The organism is Serratia aquatilis (assembly GCF_044865145.1).
GTDB lineage: Bacteria > Pseudomonadota > Gammaproteobacteria > Enterobacterales > Enterobacteriaceae > Chania > Chania aquatilis.
On the sequence record NZ_CP173186.1, the window covers coordinates 1,313,748 to 1,330,193 of the forward strand.

Here is a 16,446-nt window from a genome sequence, read left to right on the forward strand (position 1 = left end):
AGGCTGTGTCCCTTAATTGCACGCGAGCGCCGCTGGCGGTCATTTGCGCACAGGGCAAGGCGTGAGCCGCGAGGTTTGGTGGACCAAATAAGCGGCGAACAACGCCGCAATGCGCGCAAATGGCCCCAGCCCGAAGGGTCGCGCCCCAAAAGCCCGTTCGAAGTAAAGTCGGGCTTGAACAGAGGGCCACTCTGCCCTTCACCCTCCGCCTTGATAACGGGCTTTTGGGTCTGCGACGGCACCACGGGCAATTAAGGGACACAGCCTAGTTGCGTTACTCGGCCCGTCAATGGGCCCGCTCTTTTGGGGCCAACGTAAACGCTGACCTGGGTATAGACACCGCATGATTTTTTACAGAACTTTTCCCAGCAGGCAAGCTTGGACGTGAGTACGCCTATGCTATGATGCGCAACCTCAATGCCGTGTTCTCGTTAACGGGTTTTGCACTGCGTTTGGCACCTGCCGCCCCCTGATGGGGAAGAATAATAGACATGTTGTGGTGATAGATGAGCAATAGCTATCTGGAGTTTCCTAAATTTGATCCGGTGATTTTCTCTATTGGCCCGGTCTCTTTGCATTGGTACGGCCTTATGTACCTGGTTGGCTTTGTGTTTGCCATGTGGCTTGCGGTACGCCGTGCGAACAAACCAGGAAGTGGCTGGACCAAAGATGAAGTTGAAAACCTGCTCTATGCCGGTTTCTTGGGGGTATTTGTTGGTGGGCGTGTGGGTTACGTGCTGTTCTATAACCTGCCGCTGTTCCTGGAGAACCCACTCTACCTGTTCAAAGTCTGGGATGGCGGTATGTCGTTCCATGGTGGGTTGATGGGGGTGATCCTGGTGATGTTGTGGTTTGCTCGCCGTACCAAGCGCACCTTCTTCCAGGTTTCTGATTTTATGGCTCCGTTAATTCCATTTGGTTTGGGCGCCGGGCGTTTGGGTAACTTTATTAACGGCGAACTTTGGGGGCGTGTCACCACCGATACCCCTTGGGCCATGTTGTTCCCGGGTTCCCGCACGGAAGATATCGCTATCGCCGCTGCCGATCCCAACCTGCTGCCGTTGCTGAATCAATATGGAGTGCTGCCGCGCCATCCTTCGCAACTGTATGAAATGGTGCTGGAAGGCATTGTGCTGTTTATCATTCTGAATCTGTTTATCCGTAAGCCGCGTCCGATGGGGGCTGTATCTGGCCTATTCCTGATCGGCTACGGCGCATTCAGGATTATCGTTGAAGCATTCCGCCAGCCGGATGCCCAGCTTGGCCTGTTTGAAGGTTTTGTCAGCATGGGGCAGATCCTGTCTGTACCGATGGTGATCGCCGGTATTCTGATGATGGTCTGGGCGTACCGCCGTCGTCCACAGCAACAATTGTCGTGAGGAAAAATGAAACAGTATCTGGATTTGATGAAGAAAGTGCTCGCCGAGGGCACCCCTAAAGCCGACCGTACCGGCACTGGCACGTTGTCGATTTTCGGCCACCAGATGCGTTTCAATCTGCAGGAAGGTTTCCCGTTGGTAACCACCAAGAAATGCCATCTGCGGTCGATCATTCATGAACTTCTGTGGTTCCTGAATGGCGAGACCAACGTGGCTTATCTGCGTGAAAATAAAGTCACTATCTGGGATGAATGGGCCGATGAAAACGGCGATCTGGGACCAGTATACGGAAAACAGTGGCGTGCGTGGGGCGCTGCGGATGGGCGTCAGATCGATCAGTTGAGCACCGTGTTGCAACAGTTGAAACAGGATCCAGACTCACGTCGGATCATTGTATCTGCCTGGAACGTGGGGGAGCTGGATAAAATGGCATTGGCTCCTTGCCACGCCTTCTTCCAGTTCTATGTGGCAGACGGCAAGCTTTCGTGCCAGTTGTATCAGCGCTCGTGCGACGTGTTCCTTGGTCTGCCATTCAATATCGCCAGCTATGCTTTGCTGGTGCATATGATGGCGCAGCAGTGCGATCTCGAAGTAGGTGATTTTGTCTGGACCGGTGGTGACACACACCTCTACAGCAATCACATGGAACAGACGCAGTCGCAATTGACGCGTGAACCGCGCTCGCTGCCAAAGTTAGTGATCAAACGTAAACCAGAATCGCTATTCGATTACCGTTTTGAAGATTTTGAAATTGAAGGCTACGAGCCGCATCCGCCGATAAAGGCGCCAGTGGCAATTTGATTTTTCGTCCTGATCGTAGATCAACCTCGGCCCAGCATTCGCTGGGCCGAGGTTGATGACAAAGTCGCCTTCTGACCCGAGATACCCGGGCCTAGCGCACCGAGGGGCGCTCCGACGGCTTACGCCGTTACGACCCCATTGGCACGCTCTCCCTAATAACGGGGTTTGTCAGCAGTCTGAGGCCCAGCATTCGCTGGGCCTTGGCTTTTTTTATCCCTCCCGTTAGTGCCAACAATGCGCAGCTGCTCGCAATTTATCTTGCCTGATTACTAACCAGAAAAATTTTTTGCTCGCTATTTTCCAACCTCAATAATGACGGCTCACGCCTTATAGTCCGGCGCATTACACTCGTCCCATGAACAAGCATCGAGATAACCCTGCTTGCCAGAAAGGTCTGACATTGATCGAGTTATTGGTCGTGATCCTGCTGGCCAGCATGCTGACTTCCTGGGGCGTTGGCCAATGGCATCAATACCAGCAGGCGCTACGGTTGGAGCAAACGGCACAGCAATTGCTGGCATTCCTGACGCGCTTACAGGCGGATGCTAACTGGCACAATCGCAATGCCCTGCTGTGGTTTCGGCCAGGAAAAAACTGGTGTGTAGGAAGTGGAGCACCAGCCACATCCTGTAGCGTTGAGGAGGGCTGGCTGTTTAAGCCTGAGTATCATGATGTGGCACTGCGTGATTTCACTCAGAAAGAGATGGGGTTCTATGGTGTGCGTAACAATGCCCAGGCTGGGAGCATTCTGTTGGGGAATCAGGCTGGGAAAATACGCTTAGTGCTGTCTGCGAAAGGCCGTTTACGATTGTGTAGCGAGGAGACGGTAATTAGGAGTGTTGCCTTATGCCAGTAAATCCATGCGTCTGAAAGAATTACAGCGCCGTTCGGGAGCGATTGTGGGAAATTTCCAGCAACGGGGTTTCACCCTGCCCGAAGTACTACTGGCGATGACCTTTGGCAGCCTGATTGCGCTTGCAGCGGCGAAGTCCATGCCTATTTTGCGCCAGCAAACCGTTGATGTAGGCCGCTACTACCGTTTGGATCTGGTTCTGCGCCAGTTGGCATTCGGTATTGAAAAGGATCTGCACCGTGCCGGTTTTTGTGCCGGTCAATGCCGGGGGAAAGCCCTGCTGATCGCGAATGCTGCGGGTGAACATCCCGATAGCTGCGTGATCGTTGCTTACGATCTTAATCTGAACGGGCGTTGGGAAACGACCGGTGAAGCAGAATATTTCGGCTATCGTCTGCGTGCCGGAGCCTTGGAGGGGCAACGCGGTGTCACTCACTGCCGGGGGGCCGGTTGGGAACGTCTACTCGATCAGGAAGAGGTGAGAATTGAGTCCTTTTCTATCAACCATAAACCACAAAGTAATGGAAAATCTCTGGTGACGTTCCGTTTAAGCGGGCGTTCAACGGTACAGCAGAATATACAACGGAGTCTGGAATGGGCGGCAAGTATCGAAACGCCATAAACAGGCGAAAACAACAGGGGGCCAGCACATTGGTGGCCGTCATGATGCTGCTGATGGTGGGGCTGATGATGCTCACGGCCCAACATCGGCAATTGGACAGCGCATTGCTACTGGCTGCCGATCAGCAACGTTATCTGCGAGCTTACAATCAGGCTGCTTCAGCATTGAGCTGGGGGCTGGCACAGTCTTGGCCCCGCAATTCTCTGCAAACACCCCAGTGGCACTGCCAACAGTTGCAGAAGGAAGCACTGCTTGCCTGCGCCAAGCGCTCTGCTCTTACCGGTGTTGTGATGGTGCGTGGGGCAGGGGAAATTCCTGGGGCAGAACCACTGTGGCTATATCAACTGGCTACAGAAATTGGTGTGGGAAGCAGCAGCAACCTGAAAGCTCAGAAAGGCGGATGGCTGGACTTTTGCCCGGCAAAAAGAGAAAGCGATTGTGATGAATAAACAGGCCAATCGGCATCATCAACAAGGTTTTAGTCTACCAGAGGTATTGTTTGCGGCACTGTTGTTCGCTGTGTCATTGCTGGGGCTGTTGCACTATCATCAGGTTTTATTGCAGGCTTTCCAGCGGCAATGGCAATATCAACAGGCATGGTCGCTGGCGCACCAGCGGTTGGAAATACTTGATGCCAGTTCACAAACGTCTGTTGATAGTCCGGAAATGCCGCCAGATTGGCGCAGTGAAGTTGAAACTCATATGACGCTACAGTCTTGCCTCCGGCGTACGGTAATAATAGAAACGCCGTTGCGGCAACGGGTTGAACTCAGCCGATGGTACTGTGGTCGGTAACGCGCACTTTTTCGGTTTTAAAGGAGCTTCATGTTCACGGTTTACCATTCCAATCAGTTGGATTTGCTGAAGACGCTGACCAGCGCGTTGATAGCCAGAGAGCCGTTGGCGGACCCATTCCAGCAAGAGGTGGTGCTGGTGCAAAGCCCTGGTATGGCGCAATGGCTACAGATGCAGCTGGCCGATCAATTTGGTATCGCTGCCAATATCCTGTTCCCACTGCCGGCAACGTTTATCTGGGAGATGTTTACCAAGGTATTACCGGGGATCCCTCCAGAGAGTGCCTTCAGCAAAGACGCCATGACCTGGAAGTTGATGTGGTTGTTGCCAAAGATGCTGGCGCAGCCTGAGTTTGCTCCTTTGCAGCATTACCTGCGCGATGATGGTGACAAGCGTAAGATCCACCAGCTTGCCGGGCGTGTTGCTGACCTGTTTGACCAATATCTGGTTTATCGTCCACAGTGGTTGGAAAGCTGGCAACGAGGGGAACAGGTTGACGGGTTGGCGGATGCTCAGCTTTGGCAAGCTCCGTTATGGCAGCGGTTGGTGGCGTATACCCATGAACTGGGGCAACCAGAATGGCACCGTGCCAATTTATACCGGCGCTTTATCAACACGCTGCAAAGTACCACTCAATGCCCACCTGGTTTACCACCACGGGTATTCATCTGCGGCATTTCTGCCTTGCCCCCGGTCTATCTGGAGGCGTTGCAGGCACTTGGCAAACATATCGATATCCATCTGATGTTCACCAATCCCTGCCGCTATTACTGGGGAGACATTCAGGACTACGCTTTTCTTGCGCGCCTACAGAGCCGTAAACGCCGTCACTATCATCAGGCCCGGGAGCAGGGGTTATTCCGCAAACCGGAGCAGGCTGCAGCCTTGTTTGATGCGGAGGGTGAACAACAACTAAGTAATCCGCTATTGGCTTCATGGGGCAAGCTGGGGCGTGACAATTTGTACTTGCTGTCCCAAATGGAGGCGGTACAGGAAGTCGATGCCTTTGTGGATATCCCGGCAGATAACCTGCTGCATGCGATCCAACACGACATGCTGGAATTGGAAGATCATGCGCTGATTGGTACTACGCCGGAAACGCTGGAGCGCAGTGACAAAAAGCGCCGCCTTGATCCTCTTGATCGCTCGATCAGTTTCCACGCTTGTCACAGTCCGCAGCGAGAGGTTGAAGTGCTGCACGATCGGTTGTTGTCCATGCTGGCAGCGGACCCACAACTGACCGCTCGCGATATTATTGTGATGGTCGCCGATATCGACAGTTATACCCCCTATATCCAGGCGGTATTTGGCAATGCGTCAGCCGCACGTTATCTGCCCTTTGCGATTTCGGATCGCAAAGCCCGTCAGGCACATCCCGCATTGCAGGCATTTATCTCTTTGCTGGATTTACCACAAAGCCGCTTCACTTCAGAGCAGGTTCTGGCGTTGCTGGATGTGCCTGCGTTAGCTGCCCGTTTCTCGATTCAGGAGGAGGGGTTGACGTTGCTACGCCACTGGACAGGGGAGTCAGGGGTACGTTGGGGGCTGGACGACGATAACGTACGCGAGCTTGACTTACCCGCAACTGGTCAACACACCTGGCGATTCGGGATCACCCGCATGCTGCTGGGTTACGCTATGGACAGTAATGCTGGTGAGTGGCAGGGAGTATTGCCCTACGATGAATCGAGCGGTCTGGTGGCGGAACTGGCTGGTCAGTTGGCAGATTTGCTAGCGCAGCTCAGCCGTTGGCGGCAAATATTGAGCCAGGAGCGCACGGTGGCTGAGTGGTTGCCGCTGTGCCGCCAATTGCTGGAAACCTTCTTTAAGGCAGACGATGAAACAGAAGAAGCCTTGGCACTGATCGAAGAGCAGTGGCAGAAGGTGAACGGCTTTGGCCTGGATGCCCGTTATCCAGATGCCGTGCCACTGACGTTGCTGCGCGATGAACTGGCCGCCCGGCTCGATCAGCAACGTATCAGCCAACGTTTTCTTGCTGGTCAGATCAATTTTTGTACCCTGATGCCCATGCGTTCGATTCCGTTCAAAGTCGTTTGTCTGTTGGGAATGAACGATGGGGTTTATCCACGCACTCTGCCACCGTTGGGTTTTGACTTAATGGCCCAGCAGATTAAACGTGGCGATCGCAGCCGACGCGATGATGACCGTTACCTGTTTCTGGAAGCCATTCTCTCAGCCCAGCAGCGGCTGTATATCAGCTTTATCGGCCGCTCTATTCAGGACAATAGCGAGCGTTATCCCTCGGTGCTGGTCATGGAATTGCTGGAGTACCTGCAGCAGAGTTATTGCTTACCCGGTGATGAGGCAATTGATGCAGACAGCAGTGCGCGCCGGGTCGGTGAGCACTTGCTTAAACACCATGCCCGTATGCCGTTTGCGGCTGAAAACTTCCAGCCTGGAACTGAAGAACAAAGTTATGCTGCTGAATGGTTGCCAGCGGCGGATGGGAAGGGAGCCGCTCATCTGGCGTTTAATCAGCCGTTACTTGCAGAAGAGAAAACGCAGGTTTCCCTAGATGAATTACTGCGTTTTTATCGTCATCCGATCCGCGCCTTTTTTCAGCTTCGCCTGGGGGTTAACTTTATTCTGGAAGAAACCGAACTGCCGGAAGAGGAACCTTTTACGCTGGACAATCTCAGCCGCTATCAGTTGAGCAGCCAATTACTGAATACGCTGATCGAGGGTGAGGATGCTACACGGCTATACCAGCGGGTGCGTGCATCGGGTGAATTACCCTATGGCGCTTTTGGTGAGATCTATTGGCAAAAACAACAGGAAGAAATGGCCGAGCTGGCTGAAACTGTGCGCGAGCAACGCCAGGAAAATAGCAGTTTGGAACTGGATATTCACGTTGCGGGTATGCATATTACCGGCTGGCTGCACCAGGTTCAGCAGGATGGGTTACTGCGTTGGCGGCCTGCAACACTTTCAGCCGTAGATGGCATATTGCTTTGGCTGGAACATCTGGTGTATTGCTGCAGCGGGGGAATGGGAGAAAGCCGCATCTATGGCCGTAAGAGCTCTGTATGGCGCTATGCCTGGCTTTCGCCTGAGGACGCTTACCAACAGTTAGCTGAACTGGTTGCCGGATATCGTCGCGGTTTGTCTCAACCGTTAATGCTGTTGAACAAAAGCGGCTGGGCATGGTTGAGCCAGTGTTATCAGGCGGAGACGCAGCAAATTGACTGGGATGAAGCGGTGCAGGTCAAAGCGCGGGCTAAACTGTTGCAAACCTGGCAGGGGGACCAACGAATACCGGGTGAAGGAGCCGATCCCTATGTTCAGCGTATTTTACGGCAGATGGATAATACCTCTCTTGAGCAAATCATCAGTGAAACAGAATGTTACCAGTTACCACTGGCGCGCTATAACCTTGGGTGACGTTTCACTATAGTGCTGTTTTATCATGTGATGTTAAAAAATAAGCGGTCTGATACTCAACCATTGGGGTTATCCCTGGTCTTAGATCGCGCAGAGATGTTTATCCTTTGCTTTTCAATCTGCAACCAGGTGATGAGTTTGAAATGGATTGGGATACATCGGGTTGCGTATTTTTCACTGTAGGTTTTTAAGCGCGGCATATCATTTTGCTGGTACTACTTTCTGTTTATGTTGTTTTGTACACTGCCTAGGTTTCACGGTTTTGGCCTGATAGCTAGAGAAAAGGGGTTTATTTTGGATACGCGCAGATGGTTGGCCCGCATTACCGGGGTGGTGTTATTGGTTGTGTTTTGGGTTCCGTTAAGTTGGGCTGTGCAAGGATGGCAACCGCTGGCGGAAAAGATCAATAAAAGCGAACGCGATCCACGCCAGTACCAGGCAATTACGTTAACCAACGGGATGACGGTGTTGTTGGTTTCTGACATTGAAGCCCCCAAGTCATTGGCTGCGTTGGCGTTGCCTGTTGGTTCATTGGAGAATCCCGATAGCCAGCTCGGCCTGGCCCATTACCTTGAGCATATGGTGCTGATGGGCTCCAAACACTATCCAGAACCGGAAAGCCTTGCCGAGTTTTTGAAAAAACATGGCGGCAGCCACAATGCCAGCACGGCTTCTTATCGCACAGCTTATTATCTGGAAGTGGAAAATGATGCATTTGACTCGGCAGTTGATCGCCTTGCGGATGCTATTGCAGAACCCATTCTGGATCCCGAGAATGCCGATCGCGAACGCAATGCGGTCAATGCTGAATTAACTATGGCACGCTCCCGCGATGGCATGCGCATGGCGCAGGTGGGGTCAGAAACACTCAATCCAGCTCACCCCAGCGCACGTTTTTCTGGTGGGAATCTCGACACTCTAAAAGATAAACCCGGTAGCAAACTGCATGACGAATTGACCCAATTCTATCAGCGCTATTATTCCGCCAATCTAATGGTCGGTGTGCTGTATGGTAACCAGTCATTGCCAGAGTTAGCCGCGCTTGCGGCCAAAACCTTTGGCCGCATACCTAACCGTGACGCCAAAGTGCCACCGATAACCGTACCGGCGGTAACCCCTGAGCAGCAGGGCATTATTATTCATTACGTACCTGCGCAGCCCGGCAAACAGCTGAAAATTGAGTTCCGGATTGATAACAACAGCGCCGAGTTTCGCAGTAAAACGGACACCTTTGTTAGCTATCTGATTGGCAACCGCAGCAAGAATACGCTCTCGGACTGGTTGCAGCAGCAAGGGTTGGCCGATGCCATTAATGCGGGTGCCGATCCGATGGTGGATCGCAACGGTGGCGTATTTGTTATCAACGTTTCCTTGACCGATAAAGGGCTAGCAGAACGTGATCGAGTGGTTGCTGCCATCTTCAGCTATCTACAAATGTTACGCACTGAAGGGATCAAGCAAAGCTATTTTGATGAGATTGCGAATGTTCTTCATCTGGGTTTTCGTTATCCGTCAATTACGCGGGACATGGGCTACATTGAGTGGTTGGTGGATACCATGCTGCGTGTGCCGGTTCAACATGCGCTGGATGCCTCTTATCTGGCAGACCGCTATGACCCAAAAGCCATTGCAGAGCGTCTGGCACAAATGACGCCGCAAAACGCGCGGATCTGGTTTATCAGCCCCGATGAACCCCACAATAAAACGGCTTATTTTGTCGATGCGCCCTATCAGGTAGAGAAAGTCACCCCAGAACGCTTCGAGAAGTGGCAACGGTTGGGCCAGGATATTGCACTTTCCTTGCCGAGTCTGAATCCTTATATTCCCGATGACTTTTCACTTAACAAGCCCTCACGTGAGTTTACCAAGCCGGAAATCGTGCTGAACCAGCCTGGTCTGAGGGTGTTGTATATGCCGAGCCGCTACTTTTTCGATGAACCCAAAGCCGATGTTACTGTGGCTTTCCGTAACGCTAAAACCATGGACTCTGCTCGCAATCAGATCCTGTTCTCTTTGATGGATTATCTGGCGGGGCTTTCACTCGATCAGTTGAGCTATCAGGCTTCTGTGGGGGGGCTGAGCTTTTCTACCGCGCCGAATAATGGTCTGATGTTTACTGCCAATGGCTTTACCCAGCGCTTACCACAGTTGCTGACCGCGCTGATTGAAGGCTATTCGACCTTTACCTCAACAGAAGCTCAGTTCGAGCAAGCCAAATCATGGTATCTGGAGCAGTTGGATTCAGCCGAGAAGGGTAAAGCTTTTGAACTGGCAGTCCAGCCAGTGCATATGCTTTCCCGGGTGCCGTATTCAGAACGTAGTGAACGCCGCGAGTTGTTAAAAACCCTGACGCTGAACGATGTGCTGGCTTACCGCGATGAACTGATGAAAGGTGCCACGCCTGAGCTACTGGTCGTGGGGAATATGAGCAAACAGCAGGTATTTTCACTGGCCGCTTCATTAAAACAAAATGTGGGGTGTACCGGCGTTGAATGGTGGCACGGTGAAAATGTGGTGATCGACAAAACACGATTAGCCAACCTGCAGCGCCCTGGAAGCAGCACCGACTCAGCCTTGGCAGCAGTCTATATCCCTACTGGCTATGACGATATCACCGGTATGGCATATAGCTCATTGCTGGGGCAGATCATTCAACCCTGGTTCTACAGCCAACTTCGCACGCAAGAGCAGCTTGGCTATGCCGTGTTTGCTTATGCAATGCCGGTAGGCCGCCAGTGGGGGCTAGCTTTCCTGTTACAGAGCAATAGCAAACAACCGGCCTATCTCTATCAACGCTATCAGGATTTCTATCCGAAAACGGAAAAGCGTTTGCGTGAGATGAGTGATGCGGATTTCGAACAGTACAAACATGCGATGATCAATGTGCTGAAACAGCGTCCACAAACGCTCGGTGAGGAAGCTGACCGCTTCAATAACGATTTTGATCGCGGTAATTTCGCCTTTGATACCCGTGAGAAGCTGATTACGCAAATTGAAGCGCTGACACCAGCTAAGCTTGCGGATTATTTCCATCAAGCGGTGATAAAACCACAAGGGTTGGCAGTGCTATCCCAGGTGAGCGGCAACAACCAGAAGAAAGCAGACTTCGCGGTACCTGGTGAAGGTTGGGTGACCTATCCTAATGCTTCCTCCCTGCAAAAAACCTTGCCACGCGAAGTAGCCAGGCCATGACGGGGATGGTTCCTCAACCGCTTGAACCACTGGCATTGCCGCTGCTTGGTGAACGGCTGATCGAAGCCTCGGCAGGAACGGGTAAAACCTTCACCATCGGGGCACTCTACCTGCGTCTGCTGCTTGGCTTAGGTAAAGATGCAGCGTTTCCACGGCCGCTAACGGTAGAAGAGATCCTGGTCGTGACCTTTACAGAGGCAGCGACCGAGGAACTGCGCGGGCGTATTCGCAGCAATATCCATGCGTTACGCATTGCCTGTGTACGTGGCGGCAGTAAAGAGCCGCTGTTTGCCACTCTGATGGCAGAAATTGACGATCCGTCTGAGGCGGCAGCGCAATTGCTGGCTGCGGAGCGGCAGATGGATGAGGCTGCAATCTACACCATTCACGGTTTCTGTCAGCGAATGCTCACTCATAATGCATTCGAGTCCGGTATTCTGTTTGAGCAAACATTGGTGCAAGATGAGCTGCCGTTACGTCGCCAGGCCTGCGCTGATTTCTGGCGGCGACACTGTTACCCGTTGCCGATCGGCGTTGCCCGTGCGGTCAGCCAGGAATGGAGTGGCCCGGAAGCATTGTTGAGCGATCTTTCTGGCTATCTGCATGGAGAGTCTCCAACCTTGCGTCAGCCGCCAAAAGATGATGAAACGGTGTTGATGCGCCATGAGCAGATTGTTGCCCGTATTGACGCTATTAAGGCGCAATGGCGCGCGGTAGCCAGTGAGCTGGAAGCTTTGATCAGCCAGTCTGGCGTCGATAAACGTAGCTATAGCAGCAAGCATTTACCCAACTGGCTGAATAAGGTCGGGGAGTGGGCAGGGCAGGAAACGCAGGATTATCAGCTACCCAAAGAGCTGGAGAAGTTTTGCCAGTCGGTATTGTTAGATAAAACCAAGAAAGGTGAGGCACCACGTCATGATTTGTTTGTGGCGATTGACGCGCTGTTCTCCGAACCTCTGACGCTGCGTGATTTGATTATGGCGCGGGCATTGAGCGAAATTCGCCATTCTATTCAGCAAGAAAAACGTCAACGCGCCGAGTTGGGGTTTGATGACTTACTCAGCAAGCTGGATGCCGCACTGCAAAGCGCAGGAGGTGAACAACTGGCTTCGGCTATCCGCCAGCGTTATCCAGTGGCAATGATTGATGAGTTTCAGGACACCGACCCGCAGCAGTATCGTATTTTCCAAAAAATATATATTGGTCAACCAGAATGCGGATTGTTGCTGATTGGCGATCCCAAACAGGCGATTTACGCTTTCCGCGGCGCAGATATTTTTACCTATATGCGGGCGCGTTCAGAGGTGAGTGCCCACTATACGTTGGAAACTAACTGGCGTTCGTCACCCTCTATGGTTGGCAGTGTGAACAGACTGTTTGCGCAGGTTGAAAAACCGTTCCTGTTCAGCCAGATCCCCTTTATCAATGTTGCGGCTGCAGCTAAAAATCAGGGGCTGGCTTTTGAGCTGCTAAACAAGCCGCAGCCAGCGATGAAATTCTGGTTACAGCAGGGCGAAGGCGTTGGAGTGAGTGATTACCAACAGCTAATGGCCCGTCTGTGCGCTTCACAAATCCGTGACTGGCTCAGCGCAGGGCAGGCTGGAGAGGCTTGGCTGGTTGCTGGTGAACACCGTCGTCCCGTACAGGCATCGGATATTACCATTCTGGTACGTAGCCGCGCTGAGGCCGCATTAGTGCGCGATGCGCTCAGCGCCTTGGCAATCCCCTCCGTTTACCTTTCCAATCGTGACAGTGTGTTTGATACGCCGGAAGCCAAAGATGTGTTATGGCTGCTGCAGGCGGTCCTGGCACCGGAACAGGAACGCACTCTACGCAGCGCAATGGCTACCGGTTTAATGGGCTTGGATGCACTGACATTAGACGAGTTGAACCGTAATGAACGTGCCTGGGATGCGTTGGTCGATGAATTCGATGCGTACCGCACCTATTGGCTACGTCGCGGAGTCTTACCGATGCTGCGTGAAGTGATGTCCCGGCGGCGTCTGGCGGAGGATCTGCTGGCCAGCCCGGGAGGAGAGCGTCGCTTGACGGATGTTATGCATCTGGGAGAGTTGCTGCAAGAGGCTTCTGCGCAGCTTGACGGTGAACATGCGCTGGTGCGTTGGTTAGCACAACAGATCGCTCAGCCAAACCGTCAGTCGGATAATCAACAGTTGCGGCTGGAGAGCGATCGCCATCTGGTACAGGTTATTACCATTCACAAGTCGAAAGGGCTGGAGTTCGATCTGGTATGGTTGCCTTTTGTGGGCAATTTCCGTCAGCAACAGCAGGGGCTGTACCACGATCGTCAAACGTTCCAGGCCTTGCTGGATCTTCATGCCAACGAAGAGAGCATCGCCCTGGCTGAAGAGGAACGGTTAGCCGAGGATTTGCGATTGCTGTATGTGGCTCTGACCCGTTCGGTCTATCACTGCAGCATCGGTATTGCGCCACTGTTCCAAGGGACGCGCAAGAAACAGGGGGAGACTGATTTGCATCGGAGTGCGCTGGGATATCTGGTGCAGGCCGGGCAGGCGGGGGATGCCACTTACCTGCACGACTGTTTGCAGCGGTTAGCAACCCAGGGAATTGCTCTGTCACTGGTGGATGCCCCCAATGAACAGGCTTGGCAACCACAATTGGCAACAACGACTACGCTGGCGGCCAAACAGTTCTCTCGTCGGATGCAGGATTTTTGGCGGGTGACCAGCTATACCGGCTTACAGCAAAAGGGTTCAGGTGGTATGCAGGAGCTATTGCCGCGCCTGGATGTCGATGCGGTGGGTGAGCAGGTGCAGGATGTGGTGCCCGCGCTGACACCGCATACGTTTCCGCGTGGCGCAGCGCCAGGGACCTTCCTGCATAGCCTGTTTGAAAAACTGGATTTCACCAAGCCGCTTGAGGAGCCTTGGTTGCTGGAAAAATTGCAAAAACAGGGGCTTGAAGAGCATTGGTTGCCGGTATTGCGCGACTGGATGAACGTGTTGCTGAATACGCCGCTAAATGACAGCGGGGTTGCCCTTTGTGCTTTGTCGGCCAAGAGCAGGCAGGCTGAACTGCAGTTCTACCTGCCTATCAACGGTCTGTTGCAGGCACGTGAGCTAGATAAACTGGCAAAGCGTTACGATCCGCTTTCTGCAAGCTGCCCGGAATTGGACTTCCAACAGGTGCAGGGCATGCTGAAAGGGTTTATCGATCTGGTATTTTGCTGGCAAGGGAAATTCTACCTGCTGGATTACAAGTCCAACTGGTTGGGAGAGGACAGCAGTGCCTATACCCAACAGGCGATGGCGCGAGCAATGGGCGAACATCGTTACGATCTGCAATATCAACTTTATACTTTGGCGCTGCATCGTTATCTGAGGCACCGGCTGGCTGACTATGATTACAGTCGTCATTTCGGGGGCGTAATCTACCTGTTCCTACGTGGAGTTGATGCTGAGCATGCCGGTAACGGTATTTTCGCATGTCGTCCTGAGGAAGCGCTGGTCGATGGTATGGACCGCCTTTTCAGCGGCGAAACGGTAGATGCGGGGAACGTGCAATGATTGATATTCTGGATCAGGCCCAGGCACAGGGGATGCTGCGTCCGTTAGATGTGCAGTTTGCTCAAGTGGTCGCTGGTGAAGACCGGCCTGAAATAATGCTGGCAGCGGCCTGCCTGAGTGCTGAAGCGGGGGGGGGGCACGTTTGTCTCCTGCTTGAGCAATTACTGCCGGAAAACCTCTTTCAGGGGCGCAATCCAGAGTTGGCTATAGCCGCATGGCAGGCTTGCGGGCAACTGGATCTTGCCGGTTGGCAGCAGCGGCTGGCGGCAAGCCCAGCGGTGGGCGATGGCAGTATGGCAACACCGATGGTATTGCAGCAGCAACGGCTGTATTTACAGCGCATGTGGCAGAGTGAAGGCGAGGTTGCCGATTTCATCAGCAGTGACAGCATCCCTGATGAGATTGACGAAGGACAACTGCGCGCCATCCTCGATCGGCTTTTTGGTGAGGCGGCTGGCGAGGATGATTGGCAAAAAATTGCGGCAGCGGTTGCGGCAACTCGCCGTATTGCAGTGATCTCCGGCGGCCCCGGTACCGGTAAAACCACCACCGTGGCTAAACTGCTGGCAGCTTTAGTACAGTTGGCGGAAGGGGTGCGCTTGCGTATCCAGCTTGCTGCGCCTACTGGCAAAGCGGCCGCACGTTTGACCGAGTCTCTGGGCGGTGCCAGTCGTCAATTATCGTTAACGCCAGAACAACGAGCACTGTTCCCTTCGGAAGCATCCACTTTGCACCGTCTGCTCGGTGCTCAGCCCAATAGCCAGCGTATGCGCTATCACCGGGGCAATCCGTTGCATCTGGATGTGCTGGTGGTGGATGAGGCCTCGATGGTGGATTTACCCATGATGGCGCGTTTGATTGCCGCCTTACCGCCCAAGGCGCGGGTCATTTTTCTGGGTGACCGCGATCAGTTGGCGTCGGTAGAGGCGGGGGCCGTGTTGGGCGATATCTGTCGTTTTGCTGAACAAGGGTATAGCGAGGGGCGTGCGGCTCAACTGGCTCGTTTGACCGGTTACTCATTGCATGGGCAAGCCGCAGCGGCTGACGCGGCAGTGCGCGATAGCCTCTGCTTGCTGCGCAAGAGCTACCGGTTTGATGCGGCCTCCGGGATTGGTCAGTTGGCTTCGGCTGTTAACGCTGGCGACAGCAAACGCGCTATAGCGGCCCTGAAAGGCCGCTACGAGGATGTGTCGGGGTATCCACTGTCTGAGGCAGAGGATTACCAACAACTGCTGGACGCTTGTGTAGAAGGCTATCGTGACTATCTGGTTCAGGTCGCCTCAGGTGCCGACGCGGTAACCGTACTGGAGGCATTCGGGCGTTTTCAGGTGCTATGTGCTTTGCGCGAAGGGCCATTTGGTGTCGCCGGGCTGAACGAGCGTATCGAAAACGCCCTGCAGCGTGCAGGATTGATCCGCCGTAATCCCGGACCAGCCGGACGCTGGTATTTGGGGCGACCAGTTATGATTGGCCGAAACGACAGTGCGTTGGGGCTGTTTAACGGTGATATTGGCATAGCCCTGCCCGGCGAGGGGAGCGATCTGCGTGTGCACTTCCAATTACCGGATGGCAGCATTAAGTCGGTGCAACCGAGCCGTTTACCGGCGCATGAAACCGCCTTTGCGATGACGGTGCATAAATCGCAGGGCTCAGAATTTGATCACACTGCGCTGGTGTTACCCAATCATTATCTTGCTGTAGTGACTCGCGAACTGGTTTATACCGCCATAACCCGAGCGCGTAAGCGGCTTTCGCTTTATGCCACAGATAAGGTTTTGATGAGTGCAATACGCACCCCGACACAACGCCGTAGCGGGCTGGCGGAGCGTTTGCAGAAAGGTGACCGGGGCTAAA

The 16,446-nt window shown here is 53.5% G+C and carries 10 protein-coding genes; all 10 read left to right on the forward strand.

Translation table 11 applies throughout. The features are described 5' to 3' along the window. The first annotated feature begins 506 nt into the window (after window positions 1-506). Window positions 507-1,379, forward strand: a complete 873-nt coding sequence (gene lgt / locus SAQUA_RS05955; RefSeq protein ID WP_380673949.1) for a prolipoprotein diacylglyceryl transferase — start codon at window positions 507-509, stop codon at window positions 1,377-1,379. 6 nt (window positions 1,380-1,385) lie between these two features. Beyond that, window positions 1,386-2,180 carry a thymidylate synthase gene (thyA, locus tag SAQUA_RS05960; protein ID WP_380673948.1) on the forward strand — a complete coding sequence of 265 codons (795 nt, stop codon included), beginning with the start codon at window positions 1,386-1,388 and terminating at the stop codon, window positions 2,178-2,180. A gap of 355 nt (window positions 2,181-2,535) precedes the next feature. Then, entirely contained in the window at window positions 2,536-3,036 is a 501-nt protein-coding gene (locus SAQUA_RS05965) for a prepilin peptidase-dependent protein (RefSeq protein WP_380673947.1), read from the forward strand. A 4-nt stretch (window positions 3,037-3,040) separates the two neighbouring features. Beyond that, the gene (locus SAQUA_RS05970; protein WP_380673946.1) at window positions 3,041-3,655 is read left to right on the forward strand and encodes a prepilin peptidase-dependent protein; all 615 of its coding nucleotides are present in this window, start codon (window positions 3,041-3,043) and stop codon (window positions 3,653-3,655) included. Next, window positions 3,628-4,104, forward strand: a complete 477-nt coding sequence (locus tag SAQUA_RS05975) for a YgdB family protein (RefSeq protein ID WP_380673945.1) — start codon at window positions 3,628-3,630, stop codon at window positions 4,102-4,104. Before SAQUA_RS05970 ends, SAQUA_RS05975 begins: the two co-directional genes overlap by 28 nt. Beyond that, entirely contained in the window at window positions 4,097-4,450 is a 354-nt protein-coding gene (locus SAQUA_RS05980) for a prepilin-type N-terminal cleavage/methylation domain-containing protein (RefSeq protein ID WP_380674187.1), read from the forward strand. Before SAQUA_RS05975 ends, SAQUA_RS05980 begins: the two co-directional genes overlap by 8 nt. 30 nt (window positions 4,451-4,480) lie before the next feature. Continuing rightward, window positions 4,481-7,852: an exodeoxyribonuclease V subunit gamma gene (gene recC, locus SAQUA_RS05985; RefSeq protein ID WP_380673944.1), complete on the forward strand. Its 3,372-nt coding sequence runs from the start codon at window positions 4,481-4,483 to the stop codon at window positions 7,850-7,852. 294 nt (window positions 7,853-8,146) lie between these two features. Beyond that, window positions 8,147-11,044 carry a pitrilysin gene (ptrA, locus tag SAQUA_RS05990; protein ID WP_380673943.1) on the forward strand — a complete coding sequence of 966 codons (2,898 nt, stop codon included), beginning with the start codon at window positions 8,147-8,149 and terminating at the stop codon, window positions 11,042-11,044. Next, window positions 11,041-14,592 carry an exodeoxyribonuclease V subunit beta gene (gene recB / locus SAQUA_RS05995; RefSeq protein ID WP_380673942.1) on the forward strand — a complete coding sequence of 1,184 codons (3,552 nt, stop codon included), beginning with the start codon at window positions 11,041-11,043 and terminating at the stop codon, window positions 14,590-14,592. Before ptrA ends, recB begins: the two co-directional genes overlap by 4 nt. After that, window positions 14,589-16,445 (forward strand): exodeoxyribonuclease V subunit alpha, encoded by a 1,857-nt coding sequence (gene recD / locus SAQUA_RS06000; protein WP_380673941.1) that lies wholly within the window; start codon window positions 14,589-14,591, stop codon window positions 16,443-16,445. The genes recB and recD overlap by 4 nt, the downstream gene beginning before the upstream one ends. Window position 16,446: the final 1 nt, after the last annotated feature.